General features: G+C 60.2%; 16 protein-coding genes. 15 read left to right on the forward strand and 1 reads right to left on the reverse strand.

The annotated features are described in order from the left end of the window. Positions 1-130 precede the first annotated feature (130 nt). The 15 genes from NSND_RS10875 (at position 131) to NSND_RS10945 (ending at position 17,543) form a co-directional block, all read left to right on the forward strand. A complete protein-coding gene (locus NSND_RS10875; protein ID WP_080879025.1) occupies positions 131-1,393 on the forward strand; it encodes a class I SAM-dependent methyltransferase in 1,263 nt (420 codons plus the stop codon). Further along, positions 1,386-1,757, forward strand: coding sequence for an NADH-quinone oxidoreductase subunit A (locus NSND_RS10880; RefSeq protein ID WP_080879026.1), 372 nt, complete (start codon positions 1,386-1,388; stop codon positions 1,755-1,757). Before NSND_RS10875 ends, NSND_RS10880 begins: the two co-directional genes overlap by 8 nt. A 97-nt stretch (positions 1,758-1,854) precedes the next feature. Further along, positions 1,855-2,334: an NADH-quinone oxidoreductase subunit B gene (locus NSND_RS10885; RefSeq protein WP_080879027.1), complete on the forward strand. Its 480-nt coding sequence runs from the start codon at positions 1,855-1,857 to the stop codon at positions 2,332-2,334. Between the two features lie 102 nt (positions 2,335-2,436). Continuing rightward, on the forward strand, positions 2,437-4,164 hold the full coding sequence (gene nuoD, locus NSND_RS10890; RefSeq protein ID WP_235000228.1) for an NADH dehydrogenase (quinone) subunit D: 1,728 nt from the start codon (positions 2,437-2,439) through the stop codon (positions 4,162-4,164). A gap of 64 nt (positions 4,165-4,228) precedes the next feature. After that, on the forward strand, positions 4,229-4,768 hold the full coding sequence (nuoE, locus tag NSND_RS10895) for an NADH-quinone oxidoreductase subunit NuoE (protein WP_080879029.1): 540 nt from the start codon (positions 4,229-4,231) through the stop codon (positions 4,766-4,768). Positions 4,769-4,841: 73 nt separating this feature from the next. Further along, positions 4,842-6,149, forward strand: coding sequence for an NADH-quinone oxidoreductase subunit NuoF (gene nuoF, locus NSND_RS10900; protein ID WP_080879030.1), 1,308 nt, complete (start codon positions 4,842-4,844; stop codon positions 6,147-6,149). A 111-nt stretch (positions 6,150-6,260) separates the two neighbouring features. Beyond that, positions 6,261-8,930: an NADH-quinone oxidoreductase subunit NuoG gene (gene nuoG, locus NSND_RS10905; protein WP_080879031.1), complete on the forward strand. Its 2,670-nt coding sequence runs from the start codon at positions 6,261-6,263 to the stop codon at positions 8,928-8,930. 24 nt (positions 8,931-8,954) lie between these two features. After that, entirely contained in the window at positions 8,955-10,022 is a 1,068-nt protein-coding gene (gene nuoH, locus NSND_RS10910) for an NADH-quinone oxidoreductase subunit NuoH (protein ID WP_080879032.1), read from the forward strand. A gap of 9 nt (positions 10,023-10,031) precedes the next feature. Next, positions 10,032-10,607, forward strand: coding sequence for an NADH-quinone oxidoreductase subunit NuoI (gene nuoI / locus NSND_RS10915; protein WP_080879033.1), 576 nt, complete (start codon positions 10,032-10,034; stop codon positions 10,605-10,607). A 130-nt stretch (positions 10,608-10,737) separates the two neighbouring features. Continuing rightward, positions 10,738-11,250: an NADH-quinone oxidoreductase subunit J gene (locus NSND_RS10920; protein WP_080879034.1), complete on the forward strand. Its 513-nt coding sequence runs from the start codon at positions 10,738-10,740 to the stop codon at positions 11,248-11,250. A 14-nt stretch (positions 11,251-11,264) separates the two neighbouring features. Next, the gene (gene nuoK / locus NSND_RS10925) at positions 11,265-11,570 is read left to right on the forward strand and encodes an NADH-quinone oxidoreductase subunit NuoK (protein ID WP_080879035.1); all 306 of its coding nucleotides are present in this window, start codon (positions 11,265-11,267) and stop codon (positions 11,568-11,570) included. Positions 11,571-11,586: 16 nt separating this feature from the next. Beyond that, complete coding sequence (gene nuoL, locus NSND_RS10930) at positions 11,587-13,485, forward strand: NADH-quinone oxidoreductase subunit L (RefSeq protein WP_080879036.1); 1,899 nt, start codon at positions 11,587-11,589, stop codon at positions 13,483-13,485. 27 nt (positions 13,486-13,512) lie between these two features. Next, on the forward strand, positions 13,513-15,081 hold the full coding sequence (locus tag NSND_RS10935; RefSeq protein WP_080879037.1) for an NADH-quinone oxidoreductase subunit M: 1,569 nt from the start codon (positions 13,513-13,515) through the stop codon (positions 15,079-15,081). Further along, a complete protein-coding gene (locus NSND_RS10940; protein ID WP_080879038.1) occupies positions 15,078-16,553 on the forward strand; it encodes an NADH-quinone oxidoreductase subunit N in 1,476 nt (491 codons plus the stop codon). The genes NSND_RS10935 and NSND_RS10940 overlap by 4 nt, the downstream gene beginning before the upstream one ends. A 129-nt stretch (positions 16,554-16,682) precedes the next feature. Next, complete coding sequence (locus tag NSND_RS10945) at positions 16,683-17,543, forward strand: YihY/virulence factor BrkB family protein (RefSeq protein WP_080879039.1); 861 nt, start codon at positions 16,683-16,685, stop codon at positions 17,541-17,543. A 56-nt stretch (positions 17,544-17,599) separates the two neighbouring features. Here NSND_RS10945 and NSND_RS10950 read toward each other — a convergent pair whose 3' ends face one another. Next, positions 17,600-18,772 carry a site-2 protease family protein gene (locus NSND_RS10950; RefSeq protein ID WP_080879040.1) on the reverse strand — a complete coding sequence of 391 codons (1,173 nt, stop codon included), beginning with the start codon at positions 18,770-18,772 and terminating at the stop codon, positions 17,600-17,602. Between the last annotated feature and the right edge of the window lie 68 nt (positions 18,773-18,840).

An 18,840-nucleotide genomic window follows, 5' to 3' on the forward strand; every position in this document is an offset into this window, starting at 1 on the left:
TCCGTCGAACATCGAGATTCTCCCACCTGATCAGGTCTTTTCGCCTTGACTTGCCGCTGAGGCAGCGGCTAATCTAACCCCCTCTTTTCCCTAGAGAATCCGGTAGAAGTGCTGTTTCTAGCGATGGCGCATGAAACGGGAGGCGACTACCGACAAGGGTGGTGTCACTTTGAGCACTGGGCATCCACAACTCCTGGCGGAAATCAGGGCTGAAATTGCAGCCACTGGTCCGATTCCGTTCGCCCGTTTTATGGACCTCGCCCTGTATCATCCGAAGTACGGCTACTATGTTCGCCCCGTCGATGATCCGACCCAGGAACGCATCGGATGGTCGGGCGATTTTTACACGAGTTCCGACGTGCATCCGATCCTCGGCCAGGCGTTAGCCAGACAGGCACAACAACTCGACACGCTCCTCGGGCATCCAGACCCCTTCACGGTGGTGGAGATGGGAGCGGGCAAGGGACTGCTGGCGCGGGATTTCCTGACCGCTTGCCGGAACGCGCCCGCGAACCTCCGCGACCGTCTTCGATACATCTTGATCGAGCGCAGCGCCGCAATGCGCACCCAGCAGCAAAACAATCTGGCGCCCTGGGTGGGACAGGCCGGTCGCGTTGCCTGGCTCGACCGCCTGGAAGATCTGCCGCCGAACAGCGTCACCGGACTCTTTTTTTCGAATGAACTCGTGGATGCCCTTCCTGTTCACCGGCTCGCAGTGCTCGACGGCCGGCCGCAGGAGGTCTATGTCGAATATCGCGACGAGCGATTCAGCGAGGTCTACCGCCCCCTCTCCAATGAACTCACCGCCTACCTGCGAGAGGGCGGGATCAACCTGCCGGACGGCTATCGGGCTGAAATCAATCTCGACGCGGTCGATTGGATGACGCAGGTGGCACAGGTGATGGCGCGCGGCGCCGTGCTGACGATCGATTACGGCCACACCGCCGAAGACCTCTATGGCCCGGACCGCAAGAACGGCACGTTCCTCTGCTACTACCACCAAACCACCTCTGAGGATGCGTACGACCGGGTGGGGGAGCAGGACATGACCGCCCACGTGGACTTCACCGCCCTGGCGCAAACGGGCCACCAGGCCGGATTGGACGTCACCGGGTTTACGAATCAGATGAGTTTCTTGATCGGCTTGGGCGCCGAACAATTGCTGGAATCGCTCCAGCCGGAATCGCCGGAGTTTTACGCGGCGATACACCTGCTGCGGCCGGACGGCATGGGTCGCACATTCAAAGTATTGATACAGCACAAGGGCATGGCCAAGCCCGAGTTGGACGGACTGAAGTTCCAGCCGTTCTTCGGATCGATTTTGCGAACAAACGCGCCGGTACACGACGCTTCACGAACGACGCTTCACGATTCACAGGTCTGTCATGGGTAGCGAAGCCGCACCGCTGAACTACATCCCGATCCTGATTTTTATCGTGATCGCGTTTGCGTTCGGCGCCGTCCAGATTCTCCTGGGACGCATCGTTCGTCCGAGCCGGCCCTATCGCGCCAAACTCGCGCCGTACGAGAGCGGCAGCCCGCTCTTCTCCGATGCCCGGGTGCAGTTTCCGATCCGGTATTACATCATTGCGATGCTGTTCGTGATCTTCGATATCGAAATCGTCTTCATGTTTCCCTGGGCCGTGGCGTTCAAGAAGTTGGGACTGGTGGGGCTCGTCGAAATGGTCGTGTTTATCGGCATCCTGATCGTCGGGTTCTGGTACGCCTGGAAAAAGGGGGCGCTCGAATGGGACTAACGGCCGTAAAACGAGAGACGTCAAACGTGCACGGTGCGGACGATGCTCTGCCGTCTTTCCTTTCACGTTTCACCTTTCACATTCCACAAGGTCAGATATGAGTTTTTTGGAACGGCAGCTTGATGCCAATATCATGACGACGAATCTCGACGCCCTCGTCTGCTGGGCGCGCAAATCTTCTTTATGGCCCATGACGTTCGGCCTGGCCTGCTGCGCGATCGAGATGATTGCGAGCGTCTCCTCGCGCTACGACATCGACCGATTCGGCGCGGGTGTCTTCCGCGCATCGCCTCGCCAATCAGACTTGATGATTGTGGCGGGAACGGTCTGTCGAAAGATGGCGCCGGTCATTCGCCGCATCTATGATCAGATGCCGGAACCGCGTTACGTCATCTCCATGGGATCCTGCGCGACCTCCGGCAATCACTACAACAGTTACGCCGTCGTGCAGGGCGTGGACCAGATCGTTCCGGTCGATGTGTATATTGCCGGTTGCCCGCCGCGGCCTGAAGCGCTGTTGGACGGGTTGTTGAAATTGCAGGAAAAGATTCAGCGCGAAAAGATCTTTGTGAAGTGAGAGAGGAACAGAGGAGTATCGCTTGTGAGCGCGAGCTTCTCTTACCATCGGCTATAGGCCATCGGCTCTTTGAGGAAGATGCAACCGCTGCTTGAACGACTCATGACTACTTTTCCCGACGCCGTCCGCGGCGTGGAAGTGGATACCGCCCGAAACGAGATCACGGCCCGCGTCGCCGCCGCTCGAATCGTCGACGTTGCGCGGTGGCTGCACGACACGCCGGAGGCCTCGTTCGACCATATCACCGATATCTGTTCGGTGGACTACCCGAATGACCCGGAACGGTTTGAGGTAGTCTATCAACTCCTCTCGCTCGCGCACCGCCGACGCATCCGATTAAAAGCCCGCGTGACTGAAGATGCACCACAGATCGCCTCCGTGACCGGTATCTGGAAGGGCGCCGAGTTCATGGAGCGTGAGGTCTACGACCTGATGGGCATCACCTTCGTCGGTCACCCCGATCTTCGACGCATTCTCCTGCCGGAGGATTACGAAGAGGGCCATCCGCTACGTAAGGATTTCCCGACCGAAGGTCGTGGCTGGCGCAGCTCGTTCCCGTTCATTCCGCGCCTGGACGAAGCTCCCGAAGAACAGACGGAAGGGGAAGTTCCGGAGCAGGAGAAGCAGGCGTACCTCGTCGCTGAGCACCAGGGCGGCACGCGTCGCCGTGAAGAACTGTTGTTGAACATGGGGCCGCAACACCCCAGTACCCACGGCGTGCTCAGAGTGGTGCTGGAACTGGACGGTGAACGGATCGTCAAGGCCACGCCGGATCTCGGCTACTTGCATCGCGGCGTCGAGAAGCTGGCGGAAGGTCTGCACTATATGCAGGTCATCCCGCATACCGACCGGCTCGATTATGTCTGCGCGATGACGAACAACTATGCTTACGTCCGCGCGGTGGAGAAGCTGCTCGACATCACCGTGCCGGAACGGGCGGAATACGTCCGCACGATCGTCGCTGAGATGCAACGCATCATCGGCCACCTCTTCTGGCTCGGCACCCAGGCGCTCGACATCGGGGCCATGACCGTCTTCTTCTGGACGTTTCGAGAACGCGAAGTGCTGCTGGACATGTTCGAAAAGCTCTGCGGCGCGCGGCTGACCTTGAACTACTATCGTATCGGCGGGGTGGACAGCGATTTCACCCCGGATCTCGTGGTCCGCCTGAAAGCGTTCCTGCAGACGTTCCCCGAGAAGGTCAACGAATACAACCAGCTGCTCATGTCCAACCGGATCTGGGTCGGACGGACCAAAGACGTGGCCGTGATTTCGGCGGAAGACGCGATCAATTTCGGGCTCACCGGGCCGTCGCTCCGAGGATCGGGTGTCGATTACGATGTGCGCAAATACGAGCCCTACGGAGTCTACGACAAGGTCGAATGGGAAGTGCCGGTCGGCAAACGCGGGGACACGTACGATCGCTACTGGGTACGCATGGAGGAGATGCGGCAGAGCGCGCGGATCATCGCCCAATGCCTCGACCAGATGCCGGAAGGCCCGATCATGGCGGACGTGCCGCACGTGATTCCCCCGCCCAAGGCGAAGGTCATGCGCGACATGGAGAGCCTGATTCACCACTTTATTATTTTCACGCAGGGGTTCAAGCCGCCGAAAGGCGAAACCTACTGCGGTACTGAAGCGCCCAAAGGAGAACTCGGGTTCTTCATCGTCAGCGACGGAAGCCCGCGACCCTACCGCTTGAAAATTCGCGCCCCCTCATTCATTCACATGGGCGCTTTCGACCACATGGCCCGCGGCTACCTGATCTCGGACATCATCACCATCTTCGGAACCTACGACATCGTGATGGGAGAATGTGATAGATGAGGGGCGCGCGCAGGAAGAAGACAACCTCACGATTCATTGTGGTGTTGGCATAGGGACACGATAGATGCTGAAAGAGACGCACAAGGCAGAGATCGAAGACATTCTGTCCCGCTATCCAGTGAAACGGTCGGCATTGCTGCCTCTGCTGTACATGGCGCAGCGGGAACAGGGCTACGTCACCGAAGCGGCGATGCAGGAAATCGCCGGGATCTTGAGGCTGACTCCGCCGCAGGTGTACGAGACGGCCACGTTTTATACGATGCTGAACTTGAAGCCGGTGGGGACATTCCACCTGCAGGTCTGCAAGTCGCTCATGTGCGCGCTCGTCGGCTCAGACACGATTATCGGCTGGATCAGCGCGAAACTCGGCATCAAGCCGGGCGAGACGACGCCGGACAAACTCTTTACCTTGAGTATCGTGGAATGTCTGGCGGCATGCGGAACCGGCCCGATGATGCAGGTCAACGACGACTATTACGAGCGGCTGACGGAAGAGAAGCTGGATCGCATTCTGGCCGACCTACGACAGACCGGCACCTGTTCGCTGAAGACCGGCCCCTTCATGTGGCCGGAACCGGCGAATGCCGTGAAACATGAGGCGTAAAACGTGAGACGACGCAACACTATAACGGGCCTCAACCTTTCACCTTTCACTTTTTTCGTTTCACGCTGAAGCTATGCCCAAGTACGAACCTATTCTGCTGAAAAACATGCTGCAACCCGGCTATACGGGTTCGTTGACGGAGTATGAACGCGTCGGCGGCTACCAGGCGATCCGGAAGGTGCTGGGCAAGGTGAGCCCTGCGGACGTGACTGCGGTGGTCATGAAGTCCGGCTTGCGCGGGCGCGGCGGCGCCGGCTTCCCGACCGGAGTCAAATGGGGGTTCCTGCCCAAGGACTACCAGGGTCCGCGCTACCTCTGCTGCAACGCCGATGAAAGCGAACCGGGTACCTTCAAAGATCGGCAGCTCATCGAACGTGACCCGCACCAATTGCTCGAAGGCATGTTGCTCGCCTGCTACGCCATCGGCGCGGCCAGCTCCTACATCTATATTCGCGGGGAATTTGTCCTGGGGGCCAAGATTCTCGAACAGGCCATCAATGACGCGCGCGCCGCGGGATATGTCGGCAAGAACATTTTCGGCTCGAACACCACGATCGACATTTGGGTACACCGCGGAGCGGGCGCCTATATTTGCGGCGAAGAGACGGCGCTGTTGGAATCGCTCGAAGGCAAGCGCGGCCTCCCGCGTGTCAAGCCGCCGTTCCCCGCCACGCACGGGCTCTACAACAAGCCGACCGTGGTGAACAATGTCGAAACCCTGGCCAATCTGCCGCACATCCTGAACCGGGGCGCCGAATGGTTCGCCTCGATCGGGTCACCGCCGAAGAGCACCGGCACACGCGTCTTCTGCGTCAGCGGGCATGTCGCGAGGCCCGGGAATTACGAAGTCCCGATGGGTATCACCTTTCGCGAACTGATCTACGAACAGGCCGGCGGTATGCGGTCGGATAAGAAATTGAAGGCCTTCATTCCCGGAGGCGCCTCAGCGCCCTTCCTGACGCCCGATCACCTGGACGTCAAACTGGATTTCGAATCCGTCGCGTTGGCCGGGTCCATGCTGGGGTCCGGCGGTGTGACGGTCATGGAAGAGGGCACCGACATGGTGTGGGCGGCCCTGCGGCTGATGGAGTTTTTCTATCACGAGTCCTGCGGCAAGTGCAGTCCCTGCCGCGAAGGCAGCTCGTGGCTCGTGCAGATCATGCGCCGGATCGTCAACAAGCGGGGGCAGATGGCGGACCTTGAAACCCTGACCGACCTGTGTAAAAACATCGCCGGTCGAACAGTCTGCGCCTTCGGCGATGCCGAGGTATCGCCGATTCTGAGCACGCTCAAACATTGGCGGCACGAGTATGTCGCCATGATCCATGCGGCCGAGGCGGCAAATTTAATACGGCCGGAACCGGCGGGAGCCAAACATTGACGTATCTCCTGAAGCGTCTCTCGTCGTTCGAGAAGATCGACAACGAGACGGGCGACGGCTCCCCGCCGTTCACGGCGTTTCACGTTTCACGTTTCACGAATGACGGCCACTATGCCTGATCCAAAACCAGAAACAGTCCGGCTCACTATCGACGGCACGACGGTCGCGGTTCCCAAGGGAACCCTGGTGATCGAAGCGGCGCGGCGCGTCGGGGTGATGATTCCGCATTTTTGTTACCACCCCAAGCTGAAGCCGGACGCCAACTGCCGGATGTGTTTGGTCGAAGTCGAGAAGATGCCGAAGCTCCAGACCGCCTGCAGCACGCCGGTCGCCGAAGGCATGGCCGTGCGCACCGCCACCACCACGGTGGACGACGCCCACAAGTCGGTCCTGGAATTCATCCTGGCCAACCATCCGCTGGATTGCCCGGTCTGCGACCAGGGCGGCAAATGCGACCTCCAGGATTTCTCGCATCAATACACCCCGACGACCAGCCGGTTTACGGAAACCAAACGCATCTTCCAGAAAGAGTACTTCAGCCCCCTCATCGAAACGCAGATGAACCGCTGTGTGCAGTGTTTGCGCTGCGTCCGGTATTGCGATGAGATCATGGACGTGAAAGCGCTGGCTCCGGTGGGGCGCGGCACCATGACCGAGATCAAACACTTCGGCCCGCATGAACTGGACTGCGAATTCTGCGGAGGCTGCATCCAGATCTGCCCCGTCGGCGCCATCACGAGCCGGCTCTCCATGTATGAGTATCGCCCCTGGATGCTCAAGCGGGCCGACACGATCTGCACCTTCTGCGGCGACGGCTGCCGGATCACCGTGCAGACCAAGGACAATGAACTGATCGAGGTGAACTCCGCACACGGAGCCGGACGGAATAACGGCGACCTCTGCGCCCGGGGCTTCTTCGGCTTCCATGCCAGCAGCCACGCCGACCGCCTTACACATCCGTTGATCCGTCGCGAAGGCAAGTTGGTCGAGACCACCTGGGAAGACGCGCTGGAATATGTTGCCGAACAGGCGCTCCGCCTGAAGCTGGCGCAGGGCGCGGATGCGTTCGGTGGGCTTATCAGCTCCCGTTGCACGAACGAAGACCTCTATGTGTTCCAAAAGTTCATGCGCCAGGTGATCGGCACCAACCGGATCGACAGCAGCGCGCGGTATGGCCACCTCAACGGAGTGCAGGCGCTCCGACGCGTGCAGGGTACCCATCGCTGGACCATCGCCTTTGAAGACATCGTCGCCGCGAATGCATTGCTCCTGGTCGGTACGAACATCACCGAGACCAGCCCGATCACCGGGCTCAAGGTCAAAGAAGCCGTCAAGAAACGGCAGGCCAGTCTCGTGACCGTGGAAACGCTCCAACCGGCCATCGATACTCTGAGCAACATCACGAACCTGGCCCTGCAGCATTTCCCGACGCATCCCGCGCAATTCGGCAATACCGTGTTAGGCGTCACCAAGGCCGTCCTCGAAGCCAACCTGGTCGATGCCGCCGTCGCGCAGCAGGCGCCCGCCTTCGTGCAGCGTCTGACTTCCGCTCTGCAGGGCACCTCGTGGGAGGCCCTGGAGGCGGCGACCGGCCAGAGCCGCGCCCAATGGGCAGAGGCCGCCAACATACTGGCGAAAGCCAACCGGCTGGTCATCCTGGTCGGCAACGGTGTGCTGCGCCATCCTGGCGGAGACGCGACGGTCACGAATCTTCTGGACCTGCTGATTCTGCTTGGAAAACTCGACAAGCCGGGCTGCGGACTCGGGCCGCTCGCCGAAGAAAATAACGATCAAGGTGCCGTCGAAATGGGCGCCGTCGCCGAATTCTTTCCCGGGCCCGCTCCGCTCGACGACCAGCCCGTCCGCGATCGCATCGCAGCCATGTGGCGAGAAGACTTACCGCGCACTCCCGGCGCCTCGCTGACCGAGATGCTTGCCGCCGCAAACAAGAGCACTCTCAAGGCCATGTTCGTGGTCGGGGAAAACCCGGTCGGCACCCTGCCCGCCGCGGCCCAGGCCAAAGAAGCCCTGGGGAAGTTGGACCTGCTGGTCTGTCAGGAATTGTTCCTCACCGAGACGGCGGCGATGGCCCATGTGGTGCTCCCCGCCTGCTCCTATATGGAAAAGGACGGCACCTTCACGAATTCCGAAGGCCATGTTCAGGGGGTTCGGCAAGCGATCAATCCCGTGGGCGACAGCCGCCCCGACTGGGAAATGTTATCGGCGCTCTCCGTGCTGATGGGCTCGCCGCTTGAATATGGCGACGCGCGGGAGATCCTGAAAGAGATTCGGACGGTCATCCCCGGTTATGGACTGTTAGGACCGACTCCTACGCCACCCAAAGTCGACCCAATGGTGTTGAACCGATATCTGACGGAAGGGTTTGCAGTCGACGCGGCCACACGCTATGCCGTGAGCCAGCCTCGGCAGACTAACGACGGCCCGTTCACGCTGATGTTCGTGCAAACGCTGTTTCACTCCGGGAAGCTGTCCACACGCGCCAAGGGGCTCCTCCAATTGCAGCAGGAAGGGTTCCTCTCCATCAATCCGGCGGATGCAGCTCAGCTCGGCCTGGCGGACGGCGGGCAGGTCACAGTCTCCAACTCACGCGGCGCCATCACTACGACGATAAAGATTCGCGAACGGGTGCCGGCCGGCCTGCTGTGGTTTCCGGAACATTTCGACGGCGAGGCCAAACAGCTCGCTGAATGGACGATTGATCCCCGGACTCAAATCCCCTATTTTAAGCTCGCGCACGTGTCTCTCGCGAAGGTCTCGTAGGACGGGACGAGGAGTAATGTTGTCATGGAAATCGGATTACGACTGGCGGTGTCGTTAGCTCAAATCGCCGCGGTAATGGGAGTGGTGATGCTGACCGTCATGGTCCTCACCCTCGCGGAACGGAAAGTTCTGGGCTGGATGCAGGATCGTATGGGCCCGATGGAAGTCGGCCCTTACGGGGTGCTGCAGCCGATCGCCGACGGACTCAAACTCTTCTTCAAAGAAGACATCATCCCGGCGGGAGCCAATAAGTTCCTGTTTACCCTTGCACCGATCCTGGCCCTGGTGCCGGCCATGATCGGATTCGCCGTCATTCCCTTTGGCCCGAGCCTGACCATCGAATTGTTCGGGATGCAGATCAAGCCGTTCGTGATCAGCGACATCAACATCGGCATCCTGTACATCCTGGCCTTTGCCTCGATCGGCGCTTACGGAATCATTCTGGGTGGCTGGTCCTCGAACAGTAAATACTCCCTCCTCGGCGGACTCCGCTCCGCCGCACAGGTGATCAGCTACGAATTGTGCGTTGGCCTGGCGATCGTCGGAGTCATTCTCCTGTCCGGCTCGCTCAGCCTGGTGAAGATCACGGAAGCGCAGGCCGGCGGGTTCTGGAACTGGTTCGTCATCGCCATGCCCTTCCCGCAGATTTTCGCCTTCGTGGTCTACGTCATTTCAGCGGTCGCTGAAACCAACCGGGTGCCGTTCGACCTGCCAGAAGCTGAAAGCGAACTCGTCGCGGGCTTCTTCACCGAATACAGCGGCATGCGCTTCGCCTTCTTCTTCATCGCGGAATACGCCAACATGATTCTGGTGTCCTGCGTCGCGGCGGCCCTGTTCCTCGGCGGATGGAACGCGCCCTACCCGGGCACCATCCTGGGGTACATCGGCCTGGACAGCCTCGCCTGGATTGAAAACGTCGTCTGGTTTGCCGCGAAGGTCTACTTCTTCCTGTTCCTGTTCTTCTGGTTGCGGGCGACGCTGCCCCGCCTGCGGTATGACCAATTGATGCGGTTCGGCTGGAAAGTGATGCTCCCGATCGCACTGGGCAACATCGTCCTGACGGCCATTGCCGCCTATTTCTTCCCGCGGTAACGGAGCGAAATGAACGTCGCCGTCACAACGCAACCCAAGCGGAAACCGTCGTTCAGCGATTGGCTGAAGACGCTGACCTTCTACGAACTCCTGGTGGGCATGAAGGCGACACTGACACACCTGCTCAACTACAAGCCGATTACGCTGCAATACCCGCATGAGAAGCGCCTGCTGCCCGACAACTACCGGGGCATGCTGGCGTTGCTGCGGTATGACGACGGGACGGAAAAATGCGTGGGCTGCGATCTGTGCGAAGCGGCCTGTCCCTCGCGGGTCATCCGGGTCGTCAGCGGAGAAGTCCCCGGGGAACCGACCAAACGGTATTCGAAGGAATACTACATGGATATGACGCGCTGTCTGTTCTGCGGTCTCTGCGTCGACGCCTGTCCCGTGGATGCCCTGGGCATGACTCGCGAGTTTGAATGGGCCGTCTACGATAAGCGCCAGCTGCACCTCAACAAGCAACAACTGCTCGCCATCGGCGACCGTTCATTTCCCGTCCGGGAAAAACGCCTCGAGCTGCAGCATCCGAACGTGGCGTTTTTCAACGTCACCTTCACGCATCTCCCGCAAAAGGAGAACTAGGCCACCCGCCTCGTCCTCCGTGCTGGCCCCCCACACCGAGACGACCGAGGCGGAACAGGCTGCCACCGGGCAGGGCGCAAGGGCAACAGGGGGCAGGACCTTCATCTGATTCGGAAGAGACGACGGACGCATGGACCACATTTTCTTCTTCTATTTCGCCGCAGTGATCGCAGCCACCTCCCTGCTGGTAGTCGCGTTGCGAAACCCGGTCTATAGCGCGTTGTCCCTGCTGATCATGTTTTTTCACGTGGCGGGGCTCTATATCACCCTGCATGCGGAGTTTCTGGCCGCGGTGCAGATCGTCGTGTATGCCGGCGCAATCCTGGTGCTCTACCTCTTCGTAGTCATGCTGCTGAGCATCAAGTCGGAGGAGCGCTACCACAACCAGCTCCCGGTGGCGGGATTGCTAGGGGTGGTGCTGTGTACCGAAGTGATCCTGCTGTTCATCAAGTCGCAGACCAGCGGGATGGCTCCGGCAGCTGCAGCCGATCCCGTCGCAGGACCAGGCAATACGGAAATGATCGGGGAAGCCTTGTACTCGACCTATTTGTTCCCGTTCGAGGTCGCGTCGTTGATCCTGCTGGTGGCCATGATCGGGGCCATCATCCTGGCGAAGAAAGACATCAATGAACCCGTGCAGTAACAACCGGTAATCCCATGGCTGTACCCTTATCCTACTATCTGATCCTGAGCGGATTCGTGTTTCTCACGGGTGTGGTGGGCGTGTTGATCCGGCGCAACATCATCGTGATCCTGCTGTCGGTTGAATTGATGCTGAATGCCACGAACATCAACTTCGTGGCCTTTTCCGAATACTTTCACAATGTGGCGGGGCAGGTGTTCGTCTTTTTCGCCTTGACCGTCGCGGCGGCGGAAGTGGCCGTGGGCCTGGCCATCATCATCGCCCTGCACCGGTCGAATTCATCCATTTACGTCGACGACCTGAACCTATTGAAACGTTAGACCGACTACGCCGACCATGCTGTATGCGTTGATTCCATTTCTGCCGTTGTTCGCCTTTCTGATCGTCGGTATCGGCGAACAGTGGATCAAGGACCGTGCGCATCTGGTGGCGGTTCCGGCCATGGTGGGTTCGTTTCTGCTCTCACTCCTGGCGTTGCATGACGTGGCCACGGGCCAGGCCATCAACGTGCCCCTCTACACCTGGTTGACCTCCGGCAACCTGGACATCCACATCGGGATTTCCATCGATCGCCTCACCGCCGTCATGTTGATTCTGGTCACCACCGTCAGCACGCTGGTGCACATCTACACGATCGGCTACATGCATGGCGAACCGGGCTACGCCCGGTTCTTTGCCTATATCGCCCTGTTCACCTTCTCCATGCTCATGCTGGTGATGGCGGACAATCTGCTCCAGCTGTTCGTCTTCTGGGAAGCGGTGGGACTCTGCTCCTACCTGCTGATCGGCCATTGGTATGAACGGGCGAGCGCCTGCGCCGCCGCCACGAAGGCCTTCCTGGTCAATCGCGTGGGAGACTTCGGCTTCATCCTCGGCCTGTTCCTCGTCTGGTACTCCTTCGGCTCGCTCGATTACGCCACCGTGTTCGCGCACGCGCAGGACCTGGCTTCCAAGACCACGAATCTCCTCGGCCCCTTCGGCGGCACCTGGGAGGTCTCGGTCATGACCATGATTTGCCTCCTGCTCTTTACCGGAGCGGTGGGTAAATCCGCGCAGGTCCCGCTGCACGTCTGGCTCCCCGATGCGATGGAAGGTCCGACGCCGATCTCGGCCTTGATCCACGCCGCCACCATGGTCACCGCCGGTGTCTTCATGGTCGCGCGCCTCTCGCCGCTGTATAACCTGTCTCCCACGGCCATGACCGTCGTGGCGCTGGTCGGCGGGCTGACCATGATGCTGGGCGCCACCATCGCCCTGACCCAGACCGACATCAAACGCGTGGTGGCCTATTCGACGATGAGTCAGCTGGGCTACATGGTGATGGCCTGCGGCTTGGGCGCCTACAGCGCCGGCATGTACCACCTGCTCACCCACGGCGCCTTCAAGGCGCTCCTGTTCCTCGGTTGCGGGTCGGTCATCATCGCCCTGCACCATGAACAGGACATGCGCCACATGGGCGGTTTGAAAGATAAACTCCCAGTCACCTATTGGACATTCCTGGTGGGCTCACTTGCGCTGGCAGGATTCCCGCTCACCGCCGGGTTCTTCAGCAAGGACGACCTGCTGGTCTCTTCCTGGTCATCCGGTCCCTTGGGCCAGGTGCTGACGATCTGTGGGCTGCTGACGGCAGGATTGACCGCCTTCTATAGTTTCCGTCTGGTCTTTGTCACCTTCTGGGGAAAGTCCCGCGTCGATCCGCATCACGCAGGCCATGTCCACGAGCCCTCGACCACGATGACCGCTCCCCTTCTGGTACTGGCTGTCCTGAGCATCGTTGCCGGGTATCTGGGCATTCCAGCGTTCCTGGAACCGGTCTTCCATGGGGACGGGGCAGCCGCGCATCACGAAGGATCAGCCGCCTACGGGATCATGGCAGTCGCCACGTTGATGGGGCTCACGGGAATCGGGGCGGCCTACTATCTGTATGTGCTGAATCCCGGCTTGCCGGACCGGCTCGCGCAGCAGTGGCGCGCAGCCTATGAGTTGTCGCTTCACAAGTGGTATATCGATGAAGCCTACGACCGCTCGCTGGTCCGCCCGACCCTATCGGCGGCGCAGGGGCTCTGGAAACATGTTGATGTCGCGATTATTGACGGAGCGGTCAACGGAGTCGCTCGCGCCATTGCCTGGGGCGGCTGGCTCATCCGCCTGACACAGAGTGGACAAACGCAGCACTATGCGCTCGGCATGACGCTGGGCGCCGTGGTGATTCTGACGGTGTATTTGCTGTTCTAGTGCGACGAACACTATAAGGACGCATTCGTGACCTCATTCCCCTGGCTGAGTTTGATCGTCTTCCTGCCGTTGGCAGGAGCCCTGTTGTGCCTGCTGGTCAAGGCGGAGTCCGCCCGCTGGCTGGCGCTCGGCGTGACCGTCGCCGACTTTGCACTCTCCCTGCCGCTCTGGTGGCTCTTCGATTCCTCAACCGCCGGGATGCAGTTCGTGGAGCGGGCCTCCTGGATCAGCTCTCCACCGGTGCAATACAGCCTCGGTCTCGACGGCATCAGTTTTCCACTGGTGTTGATGACGACGTTTCTCATGCCCTTTTGCGTCACCGTGTCCTGGACGGCGATTGACAAGCGCGTCCAGCTGTTCATGTCGATGCTGCTGGTCATGGAAACGGCCATGCTAGGAGTGTTCGTGGCCCTGGACTTCGTGCTGTTTTACGTGTTCTGGGAAGCCATGTTGATCCCGATGTATCTGCTCATCGGCGTCTGGGGCGGTCCCAACCGCCTTTATGCGGCGATCAAGTTTTTCCTCTACACCCTGGCCGGCAGCGTGTTGCTCCTGGTTGCGATCCTCGCCCTGTACTTCCAGGGCGGACATACCTTCGACATCCTGGCATTGAGCCGCGGCACCTACAGCGCCTCGCTCCAGATGTGGTTGTTCCTCGCCTTCTTCGCCGCCTTCGCGGTGAAGGTGCCGATGTTTCCCTTCCATACCTGGTTGCCTGATGCGCACGTGGAGGCACCGACCGCAGGCAGCGTGATTCTCGCGAGTGTCCTGCTGAAGATGGGCACGTACGGCTTCCTTCGCTTCACCCTGCCGATGTTGCCGGACGCCACCGTGAGCTTCACCAAGCCGATGATCGCGCTCTCGATCATCGGCATCATTTACGGCGCCTACATGGCCCTGGCCCAGACGGACATCAAGAAACTCATCGCCTACTCCAGCGTCAGCCACATGGGCTTCGTCACCCTGGGGATCTTTGTCCTGAACATTCAGGGCATCGAAGGGGCGGTCATGCAAATGGTGAATCACGGCATCACCACCGGGGGACTCTTTCTGTGCGTCGGAATCATCTACGAACGAACCCACAGCCGCCAGATTCAGGACAATACGGGCCTGGCCGGGCCGATGCCGCGGTATGCGCTCTTCTTGATGATTTTTGCCCTGTCGTCCTTGGGACTTCCGGGCACCAACAGTTTCGTCGGCGAATTTCTCGTCCTGGCCGGCACGTTTGTCTGGAGTCAATTTGCCACGGCCCTGGCCGCACTGGGGGTGATCCTGGCCGCAGCCTACATCCTCTGGCTGATGCAGCGGGTGGTCTTCGGGACCCCGTCTGCCGCCCATCGCGCGCATCTTCTGGACCTGAACGCCCGCGAGACCGCGACACTGGTCCCCTTGATCGTACTCGTGTTCGCGCTGGGAATTTTTCCAAACCCGTTGTTGAGCCGTATGCATGCCAGCGTGACCCATCTGCTTGGCGGTCCGAAGAATCCTACGGCGGCGGTCGAGCAGCAGCAGGCTCCGGTCACCGCAGGCAAGCCGACGGCCGCGATCGCGGCAATCCTTTCTCCCTCATCTTCTGAACAGGCAGCGGCACGATGACCTTTCCACTCCAGGACCTGCTCACGATCCTTCCGGAACTCATCGTCATCGGGACGGCCTGTCTCATTCTGACGCTGGATCCCATCCTTGAAGCCTCCAAGAAAGACGTCCTCGCCTGGCTGACATTAGGTGCGCTGGCCATGTGCATCGGCCTCACCTCCTCTCAGATGACGGGTCGTGTGTCGGCGTTCAGCGGCATGGTCGTGATCGATGCCTATGCGGCATTCTGGAAATTGTTGCTGTACATCGTCACCGGACTCACCGTGCTGCTCTCCCTGGCGTATCTCAAAGCCGAACGCCTGAGTATCGGGGAGTACTACGGCTTCATCCTGCTCGCACTGGCCGGAATGATGGTCATGGTGTCCGGCGCCGATCTGTTGACCATCTACCTCGGAACCGAGCTGATGTCGCTCTCGCTCTATGTGATGGCCGGACTCAAGCGGACAGAAGCGCGATCATTGGAGGCGTCGGCTAAATATTTCGTACTGGGCGCCTTCTCGTCCGGAATTTTGTTGTACGGCATTTCGCTGTTGTTCGGCCTGGCCGGCAGCACAGGCCTGTCGGCCATTGCAGCCGCGATCACCACACATGGCACCGGAGATCCGCTCCTCTCCATGGCGCTGGTGCTGCTGGCGGTCGGATTCGGATTCAAAATGGCCGTGGTGCCCTTTCACATGTGGACCCCGGACGTCTATCAGGGGGCCCCGACCTCCGTGACGGCGTTTATGGCCGTCGCCTCGAAAGCCGCCAGTTTCGGCGCCTTCCTCCGGGTGTTCGTGGAGGGCCTGGGAGCAGCCAGCGCCGATTGGTCGGTCTTGTTTACCGTGATCTGCCTGGCGACCCTCGCGTTGGGCAACCTCGTGGCGATCGTCCAGACCAACATTAAACGCATGCTGGCCTATTCCAGCATCGCCCATGCCGGGTATGCCCTGATCGGAGTCGTGGTGGCAGGCGGCCACAGCGGCGAAGGAGCCTCGACTGGTTTCGCGAGCGTGTTGCTGTATATCGCCATCTATTCGTTCATGACGCTCGGAGTATTTGCCCTGATCGGCATGTTGCGCAAAGAAGGGCAGGAGAGCGAGCAGATCGAAGATTATGCCGGGCTGGCCAAACGCGAACCGCTCGCCGCGTTTTTCATGCTGGTGTTCATGGTGTCACTGGCCGGCATTCCCCCGACCGCAGGCTTCATCGGCAAGTTCTACATTTTTATGGCCGCGGTGAACGGGGGCATGACATGGCTGGCCATCGTGGCCGTCATCTTCGCCGCAATTTCAGCCTTTTACTACCTGCGCGTCGTGATGGTCATGTATATGCGCGAGGCTGAGGGTTCCGTTGCCACCCATTCACGACTGGAAACCTCTCCGGCCCTGTCATTGGTTCTGGCCTGCGCCCTCGCCGGCGTGGTGCTTCTGGGTCTGTTCCCCAATGGCCTGTGGTCGTTGGCCAGCCAGGCCGCGCCGCTCTTGAAGTAGCATCTCGAACCGTTCCTCATTGCGGTGGCGTCCGCATTCCTGCAACGACGTCGCGCCGGCCTTCCTCATACCGCGCCCCGGACCGGGCCATGTGTCGCAGCACACCGACTCCACACCAGCCAGGATGGCATGACTGAACTGTCGTTTCTCTCCAATGTCTTCGACACCTTTCGACGGCGAGGCTGTCTCAGCTTGGCCGCCTCGCTGGCCTTCTTCTCCCTGCTGTCGCTTTTCCCCATGGTGTTCCTGCTGCTCTACGGCATCAGTTTCATCGTCAGCCAGGATGTGATCGGGTATCAATTTCTCCTGGGGTTTCTGAAAGGCTTTCTTCCCAGCATGGGAGAACGCCTGGCCAGGGATATTCGACGCGTGGCGGAACAGGAAGAAGTCCGGTGGGCGGTGTTTCTCGCGTTCGGCTGGTTCAGCGCGTTGGTATTCTATGAATTGGACTACGCCATGAACACGGTATTCGGCACGGCGGCCAAGCGGCATCCGCTGATTTCCACGCTGGTGGCGGTCGCGTTGATCTGGATGTTGGGTTTCTTGACGTTGATCTCCTTCGTCGCCACCCAGGCGATCGAACTCTTGACGGCCTATGCGCCCCGCTTCCTGGGCATGAACCTGGTCGCCATCGCCGCCCATGATTTTCTGATCGCCTATTCGCTCCCGTTCCTGCTCGCGTTCGCCTCCGTCACCTGTCTCTATCGATTTCTTCCGCATCAGCGGCCCTCGTGGCGGGAGGCGACGATCGGAGGGGCGGTGTTCAGCCTCTTATGGGTGTCCGCCAAAGCCCTGTTCGTGACCTATCTGGAAGATGCCGCCGTCTACACTCAACTATACGGGTCATTGCTCGAAGTGGTGCTCCTCATGCTCTGGGTCTACTATTCCTCGGCGCTGGTGCTCCTCGGCGCAGTCGTGACCCACGAATGCCAATGCAGACGGCCGTCGTATAGCAAAGAAGCCTCTCCTGATCGGGCAGAAGTTGTCTGATGCGTAGGAGAATTGGGAAGCAAGGAAGACCGCGTGTGGACGCGTTCCTGATCCTGTTATGAGGAGGAACCCTTGCCGGATGGATGTCGCTGCTCAATGAAATGCCCGATAGATGCGCGCGTCACCAGGCCCAACAGTTGCCCGTCTTGAACGACCACAAGCCGCTCGGCCCCCAGCGCCAACATCTGCTCCAACGCCTGCATCGCCGAGAGATCCGGCGACACCACCATGTCGTCGCTGGAGGTTTGCATGATATCGGCCACCCGGCGGAACGCCCAGAGCCCATTGCTCACCGTCTGCACATCGCGCACCCCCACAACACCGACCAGCCGGCCGTCCTGAACCACGGGAAATCCCCCGTAACCGTAGGGGAGAAAATACTGGTTCACGGCCTCCTCCAACGTGGTGTCTGGCGATAAGGCCACGACATTACTGACCATCAACTCGCGGACCGGCACCGACGCCAGTGACCCGCGGATAGCGGCCTGCTTCCGGCTCCCGCGCGCGGCGGCGAACAAGAACGCCCCCAACAACACGATCCATCCCCCGCTGCTCGCCAGAGCGCCGGAGACGGTACCGGAAAGCGCCCCGACAAGGAGGAAGGCCCCGAAGAGGCCGAAGCTCACGCCGAACAACAACCCTACCAATGCCGCCTGGCTTGTCGCGCGATAGTAGTCCTTACTCCAGGCCCACAACCCGGCCCGCAAGGCGCGACCGCCGTCCAGGGGGAAACCCGGGAGCAGATTAAACAGGCCCAGCTGAGTGTTGACCATCCCGAGCAGCGTCCCCAACGCCACCAACCCGTACACGGAGGATCCTGTCGGAAGGAACTCCAACAGCGCGACCATGCCGATGCACAGACCGGCGAGAAGAAAGCTCACGATCGGACCGGCAATCGCAATCAAGAACTCAGCCCGGGGATGCGGCGGTTCCTTTCGCATCTGCGCCACACCCCCGAAGATAAACAGCGTGATCTGACTGATCGGAATCCGATACCGAAGGGCCACCAGGGAGTGGCCGAGCTCATGTAGGAGGACAGACGCAAACAGGAGGATGGCCGCCACACCGCCCATCGCCCAATATCGCGGCTCGGTGAGACCGGGCAGCACGTCGGGCAAATAGCCCGTCGCCAACGACCAGGTCACAAAGAAAAAGACAAAGAGCCACGAGGCGTGCACGTGGATGGGAATCCCGAACATCCGGCCGATTTTCCAGTCTGGTCCCTGCATGGTTTCACCGTAGCAGCCACCCGGACAGAGCGTCAACTATCGCCGCTTCGTGCCTTCGGGTATACTGC

This window comes from Nitrospira sp. ND1, assembly GCF_900170025.1.
Classification (GTDB): Bacteria; Nitrospirota; Nitrospiria; order Nitrospirales; family Nitrospiraceae; genus Nitrospira_A.